The organism is Gilliamella sp. BG1, assembly GCF_046635625.1.
Lineage (GTDB): Bacteria > Pseudomonadota > Gammaproteobacteria > Enterobacterales > Orbaceae > Gilliamella > Gilliamella bombi.
Genome location: NZ_JBIDFG010000004.1, coordinates 82195 through 97745, shown reverse-complemented (window position 1 = coordinate 97745; position 15551 = coordinate 82195). Strand labels below are relative to the sequence as shown.

18 protein-coding genes and 1 pseudogene are annotated in these 15551 nt (G+C 33.6%); 17 read left to right on the top strand and 2 right to left on the bottom strand.

Translation table 11 applies throughout. From position 1 onward, the window contains the following. Window positions 1-24 precede the first annotated feature (24 nt). From ACGH80_RS02870 to pmrB, 10 genes and pseudogenes are all read left to right on the top strand, one after another. A complete protein-coding gene (locus tag ACGH80_RS02870; RefSeq protein WP_174798536.1) occupies window positions 25-1596 on the top strand; it encodes a cobalamin adenosyltransferase in 1572 nt (523 codons plus the stop codon). Continuing rightward, on the top strand, window positions 1593-1859 hold the full coding sequence (locus ACGH80_RS02865) for a YkgJ family cysteine cluster protein (RefSeq protein WP_174798535.1): 267 nt from the start codon (window positions 1593-1595) through the stop codon (window positions 1857-1859). The genes ACGH80_RS02870 and ACGH80_RS02865 overlap by 4 nt, the downstream gene beginning before the upstream one ends. Window positions 1860-1972: 113 nt before the next feature. Next, complete coding sequence (locus ACGH80_RS02860) at window positions 1973-2770, top strand: DUF3944 domain-containing protein (protein ID WP_174798534.1); 798 nt, start codon at window positions 1973-1975, stop codon at window positions 2768-2770. A gap of 70 nt (window positions 2771-2840) precedes the next feature. Next, entirely contained in the window at window positions 2841-3050 is a 210-nt protein-coding gene (locus ACGH80_RS02855) for a hypothetical protein (protein ID WP_034914571.1), read from the top strand. A 331-nt stretch (window positions 3051-3381) separates the two neighbouring features. Further along, window positions 3382-3804: pseudogene (locus ACGH80_RS02850) on the top strand (IS481 family transposase); the annotation flags it as partial. A 122-nt stretch (window positions 3805-3926) separates the two neighbouring features. Then, window positions 3927-4082, top strand: a complete 156-nt coding sequence (locus ACGH80_RS02845; protein WP_411630497.1) for an integrase core domain-containing protein — start codon at window positions 3927-3929, stop codon at window positions 4080-4082. Window positions 4083-4342: 260 nt separating this feature from the next. Next, on the top strand, window positions 4343-4639 hold the full coding sequence (locus ACGH80_RS02840; RefSeq protein WP_174798533.1) for a phosphatase PAP2 family protein: 297 nt from the start codon (window positions 4343-4345) through the stop codon (window positions 4637-4639). Then, window positions 4567-4803 carry a phosphatase PAP2 family protein gene (locus tag ACGH80_RS02835; protein WP_363319033.1) on the top strand — a complete coding sequence of 79 codons (237 nt, stop codon included), beginning with the start codon at window positions 4567-4569 and terminating at the stop codon, window positions 4801-4803. The genes ACGH80_RS02840 and ACGH80_RS02835 overlap by 73 nt, the downstream gene beginning before the upstream one ends. Before the next feature lie 96 nt (window positions 4804-4899). After that, on the top strand, window positions 4900-5562 hold the full coding sequence (gene pmrA / locus ACGH80_RS02830; protein WP_174798531.1) for a two-component system response regulator PmrA: 663 nt from the start codon (window positions 4900-4902) through the stop codon (window positions 5560-5562). A gap of 33 nt (window positions 5563-5595) precedes the next feature. After that, window positions 5596-6699, top strand: a complete 1104-nt coding sequence (pmrB, locus tag ACGH80_RS02825; protein WP_174798530.1) for a two-component system sensor histidine kinase PmrB — start codon at window positions 5596-5598, stop codon at window positions 6697-6699. Here pmrB and ACGH80_RS02820 read toward each other — a convergent pair. Next, entirely contained in the window at window positions 6668-7288 is a 621-nt protein-coding gene (locus ACGH80_RS02820) for a YrbL family protein (protein ID WP_085165835.1), read from the bottom strand. The two genes, pmrB and ACGH80_RS02820, sit on opposite strands and share 32 nt — an antisense overlap. A 274-nt stretch (window positions 7289-7562) precedes the next feature. Between ACGH80_RS02820 and rplM the strand changes: the two genes are divergently transcribed. After that, entirely contained in the window at window positions 7563-7991 is a 429-nt protein-coding gene (gene rplM / locus ACGH80_RS02815) for a 50S ribosomal protein L13 (protein ID WP_034901369.1), read from the top strand. A gap of 11 nt (window positions 7992-8002) precedes the next feature. Beyond that, window positions 8003-8395 (top strand): 30S ribosomal protein S9, encoded by a 393-nt coding sequence (gene rpsI / locus ACGH80_RS02810; RefSeq protein WP_174798529.1) that lies wholly within the window; start codon window positions 8003-8005, stop codon window positions 8393-8395. An 848-nt stretch (window positions 8396-9243) separates the two neighbouring features. Here the strand turns inward: rpsI and ACGH80_RS02805 are convergent. Next, window positions 9244-9378, bottom strand: a complete 135-nt coding sequence (locus tag ACGH80_RS02805) for a hypothetical protein (protein ID WP_255456969.1) — start codon at window positions 9376-9378, stop codon at window positions 9244-9246. 549 nt (window positions 9379-9927) lie between these two features. Between ACGH80_RS02805 and ltrA the strand changes: the two genes are divergently transcribed. From ltrA to ACGH80_RS02780, 5 genes are all read left to right on the top strand, one after another. Then, a complete protein-coding gene (ltrA, locus tag ACGH80_RS02800; protein WP_411578501.1) occupies window positions 9928-11658 on the top strand; it encodes a group II intron reverse transcriptase/maturase in 1731 nt (576 codons plus the stop codon). Between the two features lie 437 nt (window positions 11659-12095). After that, window positions 12096-12728 carry a glutathione S-transferase N-terminal domain-containing protein gene (locus ACGH80_RS02795; RefSeq protein WP_065589152.1) on the top strand — a complete coding sequence of 211 codons (633 nt, stop codon included), beginning with the start codon at window positions 12096-12098 and terminating at the stop codon, window positions 12726-12728. A 49-nt stretch (window positions 12729-12777) separates the two neighbouring features. Further along, a complete protein-coding gene (locus ACGH80_RS02790; RefSeq protein WP_174798527.1) occupies window positions 12778-13185 on the top strand; it encodes a ClpXP protease specificity-enhancing factor in 408 nt (135 codons plus the stop codon). 93 nt (window positions 13186-13278) lie between these two features. Continuing rightward, a complete protein-coding gene (locus ACGH80_RS02785; RefSeq protein WP_174798526.1) occupies window positions 13279-14226 on the top strand; it encodes an inorganic triphosphatase in 948 nt (315 codons plus the stop codon). A gap of 16 nt (window positions 14227-14242) precedes the next feature. Further along, the gene (locus ACGH80_RS02780; protein ID WP_174798525.1) at window positions 14243-15286 is read left to right on the top strand and encodes a hypothetical protein; all 1044 of its coding nucleotides are present in this window, start codon (window positions 14243-14245) and stop codon (window positions 15284-15286) included. Window positions 15287-15551 lie beyond the last annotated feature (265 nt).

Below are 15551 nucleotides of genomic sequence, written 5' to 3'. Positions count from 1 at the left end.
TTATATTAACGAGGACTAAAAATAATGATGAAACAGGAAATGGATTGGGGCGAAGAGTTACATAATACCGTTGTCAAATCTTTGGTAACTTCATTTGGATTAGATTTTTTATTATTTAAAGATAATGTAGGTGGAGATGTTGATACTGTTCATAATGCACGACAAAACATTTACGCAACCGATAGAGAAAGAATAATAAATGAACAAAACTCAAAATATGATTCACATGAGTATCATTCTCATGCCAATTATATTGAGACAAATCGACAAGGAAAAATCGCTCATCAAGCAAATACCTTAAAAGATGCTTACACAGGGGAAATATTTGCTCAACATGATAAAAAAAATTTAGATCATGTTATTGCTGCAAATGAAATACATCACGATCAAGGTAGAATATTAGCTGAATTATCAGGAACTGACCTTGCTAATGACAGTAGCAATTTATATTTCACTAATGAAACATTAAATAAGTCTAAGAAAGCAAGTTCAATGTCTGACTTTGTAAGCAAACTTCAAAATGAACTTACTCAAACCCGTCAAGAAATAGCTATACTAAAACAGAAAAAATCGTTAACAGATCAAGAAAAAAAATCATTAGAAAAGTTAGAAAATAAAGAAAAAGCAAACTTTAATAAAATGCTTGAAATAGACAAAAAAGCACGGGCTAAATACGAGAGAACTGTCAATATAGCCTATTATACTAGCAGTAAGTTTGCTAAAGATGTCGCTTATCAATCAGCTCTTTCTGGTTTTAAAATGGGAACAAGACAGATGCTAGGGCTTATTCTTGCTGAGGCATGGTTTGAACTACGCGATCAATTTCCTTCTATTTATGCAAATAATAAATATAATTTTTCTATAAAAAATTTTTTAAATGATATTAGCGATGTATTTAATGCTATATGGGAACGAATAAAATTAAAATTTAAAGATTTTTTTAATTCTTTCAAAGATGGCGCTGCTAGTGGTGCGTTATCGAGTGTAACCACTACTGTTACCAATATATTTTTCACTACGCAAAAAATGCTTGGAAAAATGATCCGTGAAATGTGGGGGCATATTACGGCAGCTATAAAATTAATCTTTTGCAACCCTGATTCATTGCCTTTAGGTCAATTAGTCAAAGAAGTAAGTAAAATTATTAGTGCTGGAATTTCCGTTGTTTGTGGTACTGCTATTTATAGCATATGTTCACAATTATTTGCTTTTCCATTTGGCACTGAGTTATCTGCATTTTGTAGTGCACTAGCGACTGGTATTTTAACATTAGCATTTAATCACTATCTAGATAAAGGGACTCTTCCTCAAAAAATTTGGGCTTTTTTAGATAAATTTAAAGATAAATACGAAAGAACTCTCGATTTTTTTAAAGCTGTAAATACTGAGTTAGATAATTACTTAAAAGAGTTAGCAAGGCTAGAGTTCAATATGGATACACAACAATTAGCGTCGTTTACATTGCATCTTACTATGACCAATAATGAACTAGAACGCAGCTTTCTGTTAAAAGAAGAAGTAACTCGCCGAGGAATTAAATTACCATTTGAAGCTGGCAATTTAGAATCAGTGCATTCATGGGTAAAATCATTATGAGTAATTCCCCCCCGTTTCCTTGTTATCAATGTGGAGCTTGCTGTTGCAGTGTTAATCGTTCACAAGAAACGCAATTTCTTGATAGTGGTAATGGGGTATGTCGTTATTATGACCATCAAACAAAATTATGTACCATTTATGAAACAAGGCCAGATATTTGCCGTGTAGATAAACAATACCAGCTCAATTATAAAAATAAATATAGTTGGGTTGAGTTTATCGAGATAAACACTATTGCATGCAAAATTTTGAATTCAAAATAACAAATGAACCAGTAATAAAAAATTAGAACGAAAACACCTTAAATTCCTTATGAAGGAAATTCTGATTGCTATAGTGTTGTAATCATAATTAATAATTAATAAGGGGAGTATAAATGGCTATTTATAGAGATGATTCAGACCTAGTTTTTTTAAAACAATGTACTAATGAAGATTTAGAATTATTGGTTTCTATATTGACTGTTGATCCTAAGGATAATACCCTTCGGTTTACCGAAACATTAACAAGCGATGCAAGTTATAAACGACATTATCCTAACCATCAATTATATTGGAAATCTATAGCTGCAGAGCTTCAAACATTTGGTGCAAATTCAGGAATGAATTTATTAAGGCAAGGTAAAGGGGTATGCTATCGTGAAATATTAATAGATGTATGTAATCGAACTAATACAATATTAAGTGAGCCAGCACCTTTTTTTATTGAAAAAATTGAAGATGCTTTATTAAATTCACTTCTCAAGCAATCATTAGAAAATATAAGTCAAAAAGACCTTAAAAAAATAGCAGCAGAATTGGGTAATGTTAATTCTAAAGTTACACCATCCATGGTAATGATGGGGATTCAAAATTTTATGACTTCGTCTTCTTTAATTTCAAATTATTTAATATTTAGCATTTTAAACAATTTTGGTTTTAAATCAGGAAATATAATGACAGTAATGTTACCAAGACCTTATCCGAGGCGATATCAGGAATTAGTATTATCTATTTGTTTGGCAATAAACCATTTATGGCTACTATTTAATATTACAGGACCAGCTTATCGTGTAACAATTCCAGCTTGTTTATATATAGCAACCTTAAGAAAAAAATACAATGATGCAAAAATAACGAATCATATATTAAAAAATAATATAGATCTTAAAAAAATAATGGGAAAAAATCTTTAACAAAAGTTTTTTATTTTTCTAATTAAAGTTGTGCTTATCTATTTAGCTATAAAACAATAAGGAGTTATACATGTCAATTTTTAAATTAATTAGTGTGGGTTCTGGGCTTCTTTTAACAACAGCAGCAGTATATACTGCGCAAGATAAAATAGCAAAAGCGTGTGAAGAAGATGAAGATCTTAAATCAATAAAAACAGAAGGGCGAGTATTAGCTAGTTTTGTAACCTCGGTTATTGTTGGTGGAGTTGTTAATAAGCTTATTAATCGCGTTTTTAATTAGTTGTAGGAAAAGACTGGATAGGGCACCAGACCTATCCTAAATTTTGTATATTTAATAGTTAAAGGTGACAGTTAATTCTGTCACCAAATTTTATAATAAACCAACTGATCTATCTTGTGCACAAGACCGATATTTGTTATCTAGATCAATAATATCGGCTTCAGTAGCTAGCAATGTGATAGCAATGTGAGGATTTTCCGCATTGTTTACAGTAATTTGATACAGTACTGTATTGAATATACATAAAAAACTAACGCCTTATTACAGACAAGAGATATGGCGCTTATATCATAAAGAAAAAATAACGGTCACTGATTTGGCAAAACGCTTTATGGTCAGTCGGCCTACCATTTATAATGTACTAAAGAAAGCCCGATTGAAGCTTTTTGTGCCTTTAACCAGTAAGAATGAACGTTATAAAACCATTCGTTATGGAATTAAACGTCTGGTTAAAGTCGAAAAATCGATTGAAGATAAATTAAGACGGCAAGCTAAACGCTATAACAAAACCTATCCGGGAGAAATGCTACACGTTGATACCAAACGTTTACCTTTACTTAAAAATGAAACGAAACAGCAAACTAGAGAATATTTATTTGTCGGTATTGATGATTTTTCACGTGAGCTTTATGCCAGTATTTACCCTGATAAATCCCAATTTAGCTCGGCACAGTTTTTACAAAATGATATATTAGCCCAATGTTCTTATACCATTGAATGTATTTATTCCGATAATGGACGTGAATATCAAGGCACCAGCGAACACCTATTTGTTAAAACGTGTAACAACCATCGTATCCATCAAGAATTCACGAAACTAGTCTGTCCACAAACGAATGGGAAAGCTCAAAAGAGTGATACGAACTTTGAATTGCGATGTGGCATAATCAGCATATATTTAGTAATTCAAAAGATAGAAAACAAAAGCTTAAACGATTTATTAATTTTTATAATACCGTTAAACCACATAAAGCGATTTCAGGGAAAACGCCTTATGAGTTTTTAGAGGATTATTTTAACCATGAAGTGTAAAAAACTCTGCGTTTTCCTACACTTTATTTAAATGACGAATTTAAATCTAAAAGTACATCAAATTTTACATTTATCTGATTACTGAATAAGTTTATATTAAGGTTCTCTTAAGGTTTATACGTTAAATTATTAATAATTTGGGTGAATCTAGAGAGATAGCTTATGTGGCATGATTTTAATACGCAAATTTTTTTATTAATAAACGCTTCAGATCATGCATCTAAATCATTTGTCTTTTTTGCTATTTTTGTGCTAACTATTTGGTTTACCTACCTGTTATTATTATGGTAATCGGTTGGTGTATTCGGCCTATTTATAGGCAATTAATTTTAAAAATAGTATTTAGTTTAGGGTTAGCATTATTAGTTACTTTTGTTATTCGTTATTGTTTTTATTCTCCACGCCCTTTTGTGGTTGAAGTTGGTACTAATTATCTTTTTCATGACAAAACAAGTTCTTTACCGAGCCAACATGCGGTATTTGTGTGGACGATGTTTTTTGCTGTTTTTTTGATAATGCATATCGCTTTAGAACAGATCTATATTTATTGGCTTTAATTGCTGTACTTGTATGTTGGAGTCGTATATATCTAGGGATTCATTGGCCATTAGATATTATTGTCGGATTTATTTTAAGTATATTATCGGCGTATTTAATTAATAAAAATTGGATAAGTATTAACAAGTTTCTTAATAAGTATGTTCTTATTGAGCGCAATTAATAGCTTTAGATATGTAACGTGAAGTATATAATTACTGATAATTATACGATTGAGAATTCTTAGTGATTCCAACATTTATATTAAGGTAAATCATCAATGAAAATATTAATTGTTGAAGATGATAGCTTGCTACAGAAAGGTTTATACGATGGTATAACGTCAAATGGTTATGTTTGTGAAGTTGCTACAAATGGTAAACAAGCTGAAGATTATATTCAATTTGGGCAGTTTAGTTTAATTATACTCGATTTAGGATTACCTGATTGTGATGGACTTGACTTACTGATTCGCTGGCGAAAAAATCATATTTCAACGCCAGTTTTGATTTTAACTGCACGCGATACCATAGAAGATAGAGTCGATGGTTTAGATAATGGTGCCGATGATTATTTGATTAAACCTTTTGCTTTAACTGAATTATTAGCTAGAGTAAGAGCGTTAATTCGTCGAGATCAAGGTACCGCAGATAATTTTATCAGTTATGGTCCTATTAATATTGATATAAAACAACAAAAAGTGACTGTTAATAACCAAGAAGTAGTGTTAACACCAAAAGAGTTTATTGTATTATCTCGATTAATGCTAAAAGCTGGCGAAAAGGTCCACCGTGATTTATTGCAAAATGATCTTTATGATTGGCAGAGTGACCCTAGCTCAAATGTTTTGGAAGTGTATATTCACGGATTACGTAATAAATTGGGTAAAAATTTTATTCGTACAGTACGAGGTTATGGTTATCAACTTAATGATGGATGTTGATAACTCGATTAATTTAAATTAGATAATTAAATTATGATTTCAGAATCACTTAGTAATATACGCCACAGTATTCGTTGGAACCTATTTTTTACTTTGGGTTCTATCATGTTGGTTTGTCAGATTATTACTGTCCTTTGGTTATGGCATGAAAGTAAAGAACAAATAGATGTATTGGTTAATTTGACTCTAAGTCAAAATAAAATTGATGAGGTTGTTGAAGAAGAAGAATTAGAAGCGATTTTTGTTTTGTTTTGTTCAGCCTTTTCTATGATGGCAGTAACACTATTTTTAGCGTATAAAGCGATCAGGTGGATCACAAAACCGTTGGAAATTTTAGAGAAAGATCTTAATCAACGTACTGAAGAGAATCTAAAACCCATTGCGCCAATTAGCAATATGCGTGAAATTAAATCGATTACATCTGTATTGAATAATCTTTTTATTAGGCTGAGTACAACATTATCTCAAGAACGTCTTTTTACCTCCGACGTAGCGCATGAAATGAGGACACCTTTAGCAGGCATTCGTTTACATCTAGAATTGTTAGAAAATAACAATAACATTGATTGCACAGAGTTAATTGATCGTATAGATCGATTAGTCAGTACTGTAGAACAGCTATTAATGCTTGCTCGAGCTAGTCAAAAGTTTACTGTAGGACAGTATCAACATATTAATTTTTATAATGATATTATGATTCCGCTGTCTGATGAACTAACAGAATTGACTTCACAAAAACAGCAACAGCTCGAATGGTATTTGACTGATAAAGATCTTATTTTTAATGGTGATGCAACCTTAATAAGACTATTAGTACGTAATTTAGTTGAAAATAGTTATCGCTACAGTCCTGAGAACACTAAAATTGTGGTAAGCTGTTACAAAATTAAAAAAGATATCATTATTACTGTAGAAGATGAAGGTAATGGCATTGATGAGTCTAAAAGCGAAAAACTGACTCAAGCCTTTTTTCGTATGGATCGCAAGCATAATGGTATTGGGCTTGGTTTAAGTATAGTCAACCGTATTGCTAAATTACATCAAGGTCTATTTACCTTAAAAAATAGACCTAATAATGTAAAAGGTGCTATTGCACAATTGAGGATTACTGATTCACTTCGTCAACTAAACGAGTGATTAATTTGTTGTTGCTATTTTCTTTAATAATGGATGTTAAAAAACGTTGCCAAGTTCGTTCAATTTTGGCTTTAGCAAAAAAAGGAATGTAATTGGCAATAGGAATAAGAGTTGAATTACCGATATTATCGATAATAATTAAGCGACTGTTATCTGCACTTAAGTGCTGAAACAAAATATTTTTGCTTTTTATTGTCATTGTAATAATACGATCTTTTAATAGGGTTGATTTCAAATTTCTTAATGAAGTAACTAAATCATCGTAATATTGCTTAGTTAATTTTGTATCAGCGAGGTATTTTTCAAGTGGTATAGCTATTTCACCGGTATAATCTCGGATGAGTTGGAAAACATGGCCTTTGCCATAATTGGTTGAAACTGGACCGTAATATTTTGCTATTGCATCGAATGAAACATTACGTCTAATTAGATGTTTATAATAAGAAATTTCTCGATTAGTCTCATCTTCAGCACCAACATTATAATTCACTTTGATACACTTATTGGGATCATTTGGATGACGATAACATTTTCGGTGCAAACCTTTGCTAATATAATCTTCTATTGAAAGTTGAATTGTATTGTTCATTTATTTAAATATTTTGTTATTTAATGTTGATTTTAGTTTATCAGTAAGCATTCCTTCTCGCTATGATTTTTTATTTTTACTCTAGCGCTTTTATAAAATTTCTGTATAATATTGCCACCCACGTTACGACAACGTTCTTCCCAACGTTGTTTTCGGTTGTCAATATTAGTATAACCGCTCGAAGGGGTGAGTTAATTAATGGTAACAATCAAAAAGTGTAAATAAATCAAATGATTTATTAACGTGAGATTAATTAAAAATTGGATAATTACGAATGAGTACTTTTTCAGCTAAACCAGAAACAGTTAAACGCGACTGGTATGTTGTTGATGCAGCTGGTAAAACGTTAGGTCGTTTAGCTACTGAAATCGCAAGCCGTTTGCGTGGTAAACACAAAGCAGAATACACACCACATGTTGATACAGGTGATTATATTATCGTTATCAATGCAGAAAAAGTTGCTGTAACAGGCAAAAAACGCACTGATAAGATCTATTATCGTCATACTGGCTACATCGGTGGACTTAAAGAAGCGACTTTTAAAGAGATGATTGAACGTCATCCTGAACAAGTCATCGAAATTGCTGTAAAAGGCATGTTACCGAAAGGTCCTCTTGGTCGTGCAATGTACCGTAAACTAAAAGTTTATGCTGGTAGTGAGCACAATCATGCGGCACAACAACCGCAAGTACTAGATATTTAAGGGGATAAAAGATGGCTGATAATCAATATTACGGTACAGGTCGCCGCAAAAGTTCTGCTGCTCGTGTATTTATCAAACCAGGTAGTGGTAACATCGTTATTAACAAGCGCTCTTTAGAGCAATACTTTGGTCGTGATACAGCTCGTATGGTTGTTATGCAACCGTTGGAGTTAGTTGAAATGACTGATAAACTTGATCTTTATATCACTGTTAAAGGTGGTGGTATTTCAGGTCAGGCTGGTGCGATTCGTCACGGTATTACTCGTGCGTTAATGGAATATGATGAAACTTTACGTCCTGCGTTACGTCAAGCAGGTTTTGTTACTCGTGATGCACGTCAAGTTGAACGTAAAAAAGTGGGTCTACGCAAAGCTCGTCGTCGTCCTCAATTCAGCAAACGTTAGGTGCGACAAGCAGTACTAAGCGCTTGATTTTTATGAAGTTTTTCGTAAAAATCAAGTGAATGAAAGGCGAAAATGAAATACTTTTCCCTTTCATTCGTAGATAAGAGCGAAGATGAAATACTCTTTCCTTATTTACATGCTTGTAAACTCCTCGAGGGAGCCTCATACTCCCGAAGGGGAGAAAATACCGAAAGCGTTAAATAGTTAACCTTTCGACCCGTGTGCAAGAGGGGACATATTCATGTAAGCCTTTTGTAAGGATAATCCTTACCAGTCCAGAGTTGAACTATATACAACTACATGATGAGCCGAAGATATAGCTGACATCAAAACTTCGCCATGAAGAAAACTGGAGCCCTTTGAGAGTTTACACTCTCCAGTCATAGTTGAACTACATACAACTACAAGGCGAGCAATTATATACGATTGCCGACGTCTCTTATTAACTAATAATTTACTACTTAATGGGTAAAAGATTTACCGTTAAATTAGTGATTAACAAAGACTAGAATATTTCGATGAATCGACAGAAATGTAGATGAAGTTGAAAGACAAAGGTCGAATTAACTATTATTAGTAAGATATCAGGTGTAAAAACCTATTTCACTCGAGTTGTTAAACAAGCAGTGCTTAAGCTATTATTATCATTGTTGAATTAATTATAACTATAGGAAATGAGCATAATTAATAGTCAACCTGTTATATGGCTAACAGTAGTCTAGGGATAGTGCGAGACTGGCAACGGTCTGGTGCGGAGCTTCCTGACAATGTACCCCCTTGAGGAATAGCAAGGTTAATGATTATCGTGAGGTAACATTAAGTAATGGCAAGTAGTATGCCATGAGGGGCTAGACTGGGTAGAAAGATGAACGTAAAGTGAATAGATGAAAACGTCGTAATGCTGGAAAAGCCAAAACTACTGATAGGCTTTGACCAAAAGGTAATATAGTCGGATATTCTCGTCTAGCGTGGGAATACGCCATCAATAAGACTATCGGCGAACAGTCTACATCTTAACTACTCGTGTGATAATAATGGAACTTGGTAAGCCTGTACGTTTGCCGTCCACAATTCAGCAATCGTATTATATAAAGCGCAAAGATTGGGGTCGGCAGGCAAAGCGTAAGTGATGCTGTTAAGCGTGCAGGTAAGGGAGGTTAGAGAAAGCGAATGATTGGCTGTAATGGCTGATATAGGGTATGAAACATGACCTAACTCGAAAGGGTGCAGACTTCTAACTGGTCTTTCGTCGCAAGATGTTAGGCTAATCCTTTGGTGGGTAATTTCTAATGGAATTATTTTAGGCGAGGGGAGAGCTGGCGAGTGTCTAACAGTTTAAAATGAATTATTGGGAAGAATAATTCATCTGTTAAAACATCCGCCAAGCTCAAAACTCAATCATTAACCGTGTTACAGAGCGGTAGAGTTATTTGATATGCTGAATAACCGCCACATGTAACGTGGTAGTTCTTTTGGCGGTTATTCACATAGTATCAAGTAATTTCTGCTACTTCTTGTATCAAGAGGTAAGTATGAAAGAGCACACTAAGTTTAATGCAAAAATTAAACAGAGTCCAGCTCCAGCGACCTCTGACATGGCGAGGCAATGGCACAATATCGATTGGGTCAAAGCAACAAGGCATGTTAAAGGATTGCAGAGTCGGATTGCGAAAGCGACACTTGAAAATGATTGGCGCAAGGTTAAACGCTTGCAAAGATTATTGACACGCTCAACTTATGCTAAGCAATTAGCGGTAAGGCGAGTGACTGAAAATAGAGGTAAAAGGACGGCAGGTGTTGATAAGGTAACTTGGAGCACCGCTGAGGCAAAATGGAAAGCGACTGCAACGCTCACAAACAAGGGATATAAACCGCAACCATTAAGGCGGGTCTATATTCCTAAGTCTGACGGGAAGAAACGCCCTTTGGGTATTCCGACCATAAAAGACAGGGCAATGCAAGCACTCTATCTATTTGCCCTACAGCCTGTTTCGGAGACAACGGCGGATAAAGGCTCGTATGGGTTTCGCATTAACCGCTCAACGGCAGATGCGATAACCCATATACATCGAATATTCTCACACAAGGGGCGGAAAACTAACCAACCTGCGCAGTGGGTATTAGATGCAGATATCAAGGGCTGTTTTGACCACATTAGCCATGATTGGTTAATAGCGAATATTCCAATTAATAAGCGGATATTAGCGAAGTGGTTAAAATCGGGTGTCGTTGACATGGGGCAGGTGAAGATGACTGAGGCGGGCACACCGCAAGGTGGGATTATCTCGCCAACGCTAGCCAACATGGCGTTAGACGGCTTGGAGAAAGAGCTAGCTAATCACTTTGGTGAGAAAGCGAGCAGGAAAATCAGGCAACATAAAACGTACATGGTTAGGTATGCGGATGACTTTATTATTTCAGGGATTTCAAAAGAATTACTGGAAGAAAAGGTCATTCCTGTAGTGGAGGAATTTCTCAAAGAGAGAGGACTAACACTATCAGAGAAGAAAACAAAAGTAGTGCATATCAGGCAGGGTTTTGACTTTTTAGGTTGGAACGTAAGACAGTTTAACGACAAGCTTATCATCAAGCCGAGTAAAAAGAATGGGGAGGCATTCTATAGCAAGGTGAGAGATAAGATTAAAAAATTAAGCATGGTTAAACAAGAAGACTTAATAAAGGTATTAAATCCAATGATAAGGGGATGGGCTAACTATCACCGAAGTCAGGCAGCCAGTCAAGCTTATGGGCGAATGGATGCATTAATATGGCGCGCGCTTTGGAATTGGAGCAAAAGAAGACATAGTAAAAAGGGTAAACGTTGGGTTAAAGAGAAATACTTTAAAACGACGGCAACTCGGAAATGGAACTTTGGCACGATGATAAAAGACCGCCAGGGTATGGATAAATGGGTTGAATTATTGCAATGTAGCAAGACGGCAATCAAACGACATATTAAGGTAAAATCGGATTACAATCCATTTTTACCAGAATGGGAATTATACGGGGAAACATTACACCAGAAACGGATGTATGAGGAATTCTCACACAGACACAAATGGCAAATGCTGTATAAGGAACAAAAAGGTCGTTGTGGTTTATGTCAACTCCCAATCACAAAAGAGACGGGGTGGCATGACCATCATATTATCTACAAAATGCACGGAGGGGCGGATACGCTCAAAAATAGGGTGTTACTACATCCTATTTGCCACAAAAAAGTCCATGCACTGAAATTGGAGGTAGTGAAACTGGCTTACTAAAGTCAATTGAAAGGCTTGAGCTGTATGCGGAGAAATTTGCTCGTACAGTTCTTAGGGGAGGGCACAACAGTAATGTTGTGTCCTTACCCGACCGGCAGTATTACAAAAACGTTACAATTTTGTTTCAATTTTGTTTCAAAACCCAGCGAATGCTGGGTTTTTTTATGCTGATTTGGTTAATTAAAAAGCTAAACTACGTAGGTTAAATATTTTTAAGAATTAAGATTATTTAGGAAATAAATATTATTTAATATTATTAGGTTAACTAATTTAATAAATCCTATACTTAAGCACATGTTTTATGAAACTGCTTGTCAAAATTAGGGCTTGAGGAAAAGAATTAAAGAAAATTTATTTTTTTTTAACAATTTTGTTATCCAATTTGTTAGAATAGACGGCAACTAGACTTATTTTAATTTTATAAATTTGGAGTGAATATGGTTGTTGCTGTTAATAAACGTTCTGTAATGACATTATTTTGTGATACAACAGATATTTACGGGCATCAGATTCGTTTTGTTCTGGCAGAAAAAGGGGTAACTGCGGAAATAGAGTTTGTAACGGCAGATAATTTACCACAGGAATTATTGGATCTTAATCCATATAGTTCAATTCCAACTTTAATTGATCGTGACCTTACGTTATATGAACCACATATTGCGTTAGAATATTTGGATGAACGCTTTCCACATCCACCATTGATGCCTGTTTATCCTATCGTTCGCGCTAATTCACGATTAACAATGTACCGTATTAAAAAAGAGTGGTATAGTGCATACGAAACAATTATTGCTGATCCTAATAGTGATGCTGCTAAAACAGCACGAAAAAATCTTCTTGATGATCTTGTTTCGATTTCGGTTATGTTTAAAGAAAAAGATTATTTTATGAGTGATGATTTTACATTATGCGATTGTTACTTTGCGCCGTTACTTTGGCGTTTACCATTGCTTAGTATTGAATTACCAAAAGTAGCTGAAAAGAGTTATTTAGCTTATATGGCGAGAGTTTTTGAACGCCCTGCTTTTATTAATTCATTAACTGAAGCAGAAAAAAAGATAAGATCATAAACAATTAAATTTATCTTTATTTACGATAATTTTAGCCAAGGTAGCCTTGATGGAACTTGAACAAATGACGCCACGTCGCCCTTATCTATTTAGGGCTTTTTATGACTGGATTTTGGATAATGATTTAACACCTTACATTGTGGTTAATACTTCTGTATATGGAGTATTAGTGCCGCAGGAATTTATCCAAAACAATCAAATTGTACTAAATATTGCCCCACAATCAGTTGGTCAATATTTGGCTACTAATGAACAAATTGAATTTAATGCTCGCTTTTCTGGTGTGCCACAACATATTGTGGTACCAATGGCTGCGATTGAGGCAATTTATGCTCGTGAAAATGGCGTGGGTATGGGATTTGAAGATGAACCACAATATAGTATACAGAGTGTATCTTTGTCCTCACAACCTAAACAATCTAAATCAAAACCTAATCCATTTCGTGTTGTAAAATAATTTGTCATATTGTTGATTAACGGTGATTCGCTATGATGTATGAAGTAGATTTATCGTTGATTATGTTAAAAATAGCGAAAAAATAGTAGATGAATGAGTAATGAAATCGAATTAAAGTTTGAAATTAATACTAGTGATATTGCTAATTTAAGATATTTTCTAGATCAATGGGCTGATAGCGACGAAGTTGAATTTTTAACGATATCACCAGCAAAAAACAGTTCTACAAAACTCAATTTGACTAGTACCTATTATGACACAAGCGATTATTACCTACGTAATAATCAGTGTGGATTGCGAGTAAGGGAATGCGAAAGTGATCACGAAAAAGAGTTTGAAATCACCTTAAAGCGAGATAGCAAGTCTGTGTCTGGATTACATGAGCGTGCTGAATTTAATGTTGACTTACCTAATTCAGAACCCAATTTAGCTGTATTACCACATATGGCATTACCCTATAATTGCGATATTGAGCGGTTACAACGAGATTTATTACCATTGTTCAGTACTGATTTCAAAAGGCAAACTTGGTTAATTTCTTTTGCGAGTAGCGAAATTGAGGTAGCACTAGACCAAGGGGAAATTAAGTCAAACAAAAAAGTTAAAATCATTCAAGAAGTCGAATTAGAACTCAAACAAGGTAATAAACAAGACCTGTTTAATTTTGCTCTTGAATTAAGCCGTTTCCATTTGCATCTTTTTTCACAAAGTAAAGCTGCTAGGGGCTATTGTTTACTGAAAAATACATCACTTAAAACTTGTCAATTTGATTTTCAAGCCCATCAAGATCTAGCAAGCCTGTTAAGATTTTGGCAACAAAATGAAGAATATGCATTAGAAGTTAATGATTTAGAGTTATATAAACAAACACTAAACCAAATAAATTATATTCTAATAGATAAAAATCTTCCTTTTGAGCCTGAATTTACACAATGGCAAATGGCATTATTGACTATTAACTCTGTAAAAGAATTTGCTTTTAGTGAGATTAATACAAAGTTCAGGCTTATGTTGATCGCAAATATGACTATTAATCAATGAAATAAAAAGTAAAATAATGAAGCTTTCTTTTTTTAAATTACCGTTCTTGTTTTTGCTGTTTTATGGGGTGCTAGATAGCGCTTTTTTAGTTGGACGAGAACTTCTTGTTGAGAATATGGTTTTTAGCTATGCAAAGGTTAACCCATATATTTGGGACGATTCTTTTTTATCATTAATTATTCATATAGTTTTGCCTAATACTTTTAATCAGTTAGCAAATCTGGTTTTAATTTTTATTACTTCAGCCATAATCTTGCATAAGAATTCGGTCTATCGAGTCAATAAAAAGAATCTGCTTTGTGTGTTTTTAATTGTTTTTTTTATAATAATAGGTATCAATGGTTATCAGGTGATATTTGAGCGACAGGTTCTTGGATTTTTATATTATGCTATAGTGCCATATTATTTTACTTATATAGAAAGCCTCTATATAGGCATATTTAGATTAGCTTGTTATATTTGGATAATAATGGCGATTTATTTAGGGATAAAACTACTGCGAACAGCTTTCGTAACAGAGTCAGATATGATTGTATTATCCTCGGACAATAGTCAAAAAACTCATTTATCTTTATTTATTCTATTATTTAATTTCTATTATCTATCTATTGTCTTATTTTGCTTAAATTTCTTTTTTGTTCCTAAAGATCCTCTGGATTCTATAGGTCCCCTTGAATACCATATTAGAACTATTATTTTTTATTCAGTTTTTTTATTGATTGTAAATACGATTGGTTATTTTGTTTTGCGAAAACAATTTAAAACTGTTTATGATAATTTACAGGTGAAGTCATTAATTTCAAGTTCTGTCATTGCTTTTGTGTTAACATCGTTGGCAGCAATAATTGTTTTATTTTTCAATATATATTGTCTGAAATGGTTTGATGAGGTTGCAGATTCATTAACAGACAGCGAAATAATGGTTATTGTTATAACAGATATTATATTATTTCTTCTTATTTTATGTGCAATAGGTTCGGTAGTTGTTAGTAAAACAGCAAAAGCATTTTTTGGAAAAGAAGTTAATTTATCCAGTTTTGTTGAGTCAAAGTCAGAATAAAATTTGTACAAATTAGTTTATTGGTAACATTTTTACATTAATTATAATAGGCATTGTTCTATAATAGACAAGGTTGCCTTATATTAATTGCAAGAATTGTTGCCTGAAATTTTTACTTTTTTCGGTATGATATTTTTTTATCTATACAACAATATAATGACGGTTTTTATTAGGATATATGGTTATATATAGCTCCAGTAAAGGTCTTTTTACTCCAAAAAGACTTTGCACCTATGGTAATATAAAATAAAGGGTTTAAAGAAGT

What these genes read in the sequence shown, in the direction of transcription:
- ACGH80_RS02870 (WP_174798536.1), top strand. Translation starts at nt 25, where the DNA reads ATGATGAAACAGGAAATGGATTGGGGCGAAGAGTTACATAATACCGTT.
- ACGH80_RS02865 (WP_174798535.1), top strand. Translation starts at nt 1,593, where the DNA reads ATGAGTAATTCCCCCCCGTTTCCTTGTTATCAATGTGGAGCTTGCTGT.
- ACGH80_RS02860 (WP_174798534.1), top strand. Translation starts at nt 1,973, where the DNA reads ATGGCTATTTATAGAGATGATTCAGACCTAGTTTTTTTAAAACAATGT.
- ACGH80_RS02855 (WP_034914571.1), top strand. Translation starts at nt 2,841, where the DNA reads ATGTCAATTTTTAAATTAATTAGTGTGGGTTCTGGGCTTCTTTTAACA.
- ACGH80_RS02845 (WP_411630497.1), top strand. Translation starts at nt 3,927, where the DNA reads ATGTGGCATAATCAGCATATATTTAGTAATTCAAAAGATAGAAAACAA.
- pmrA (WP_174798531.1), top strand. Translation starts at nt 4,900, where the DNA reads ATGAAAATATTAATTGTTGAAGATGATAGCTTGCTACAGAAAGGTTTA.
- pmrB (WP_174798530.1), top strand. Translation starts at nt 5,596, where the DNA reads ATGATTTCAGAATCACTTAGTAATATACGCCACAGTATTCGTTGGAAC.
- ACGH80_RS02820 (WP_085165835.1), bottom strand. Translation starts at nt 7,288, where the DNA reads ATGAACAATACAATTCAACTTTCAATAGAAGATTATATTAGCAAAGGT.
- rplM (WP_034901369.1), top strand. Translation starts at nt 7,563, where the DNA reads ATGAGTACTTTTTCAGCTAAACCAGAAACAGTTAAACGCGACTGGTAT.
- rpsI (WP_174798529.1), top strand. Translation starts at nt 8,003, where the DNA reads ATGGCTGATAATCAATATTACGGTACAGGTCGCCGCAAAAGTTCTGCT.
- ACGH80_RS02805 (WP_255456969.1), bottom strand. Translation starts at nt 9,378, where the DNA reads ATGGCGTATTCCCACGCTAGACGAGAATATCCGACTATATTACCTTTT.
- ltrA (WP_411578501.1), top strand. Translation starts at nt 9,928, where the DNA reads ATGAAAGAGCACACTAAGTTTAATGCAAAAATTAAACAGAGTCCAGCT.
- ACGH80_RS02795 (WP_065589152.1), top strand. Translation starts at nt 12,096, where the DNA reads ATGGTTGTTGCTGTTAATAAACGTTCTGTAATGACATTATTTTGTGAT.
- ACGH80_RS02790 (WP_174798527.1), top strand. Translation starts at nt 12,778, where the DNA reads ATGGAACTTGAACAAATGACGCCACGTCGCCCTTATCTATTTAGGGCT.
- ACGH80_RS02785 (WP_174798526.1), top strand. Translation starts at nt 13,279, where the DNA reads ATGAGTAATGAAATCGAATTAAAGTTTGAAATTAATACTAGTGATATT.
- ACGH80_RS02780 (WP_174798525.1), top strand. Translation starts at nt 14,243, where the DNA reads ATGAAGCTTTCTTTTTTTAAATTACCGTTCTTGTTTTTGCTGTTTTAT.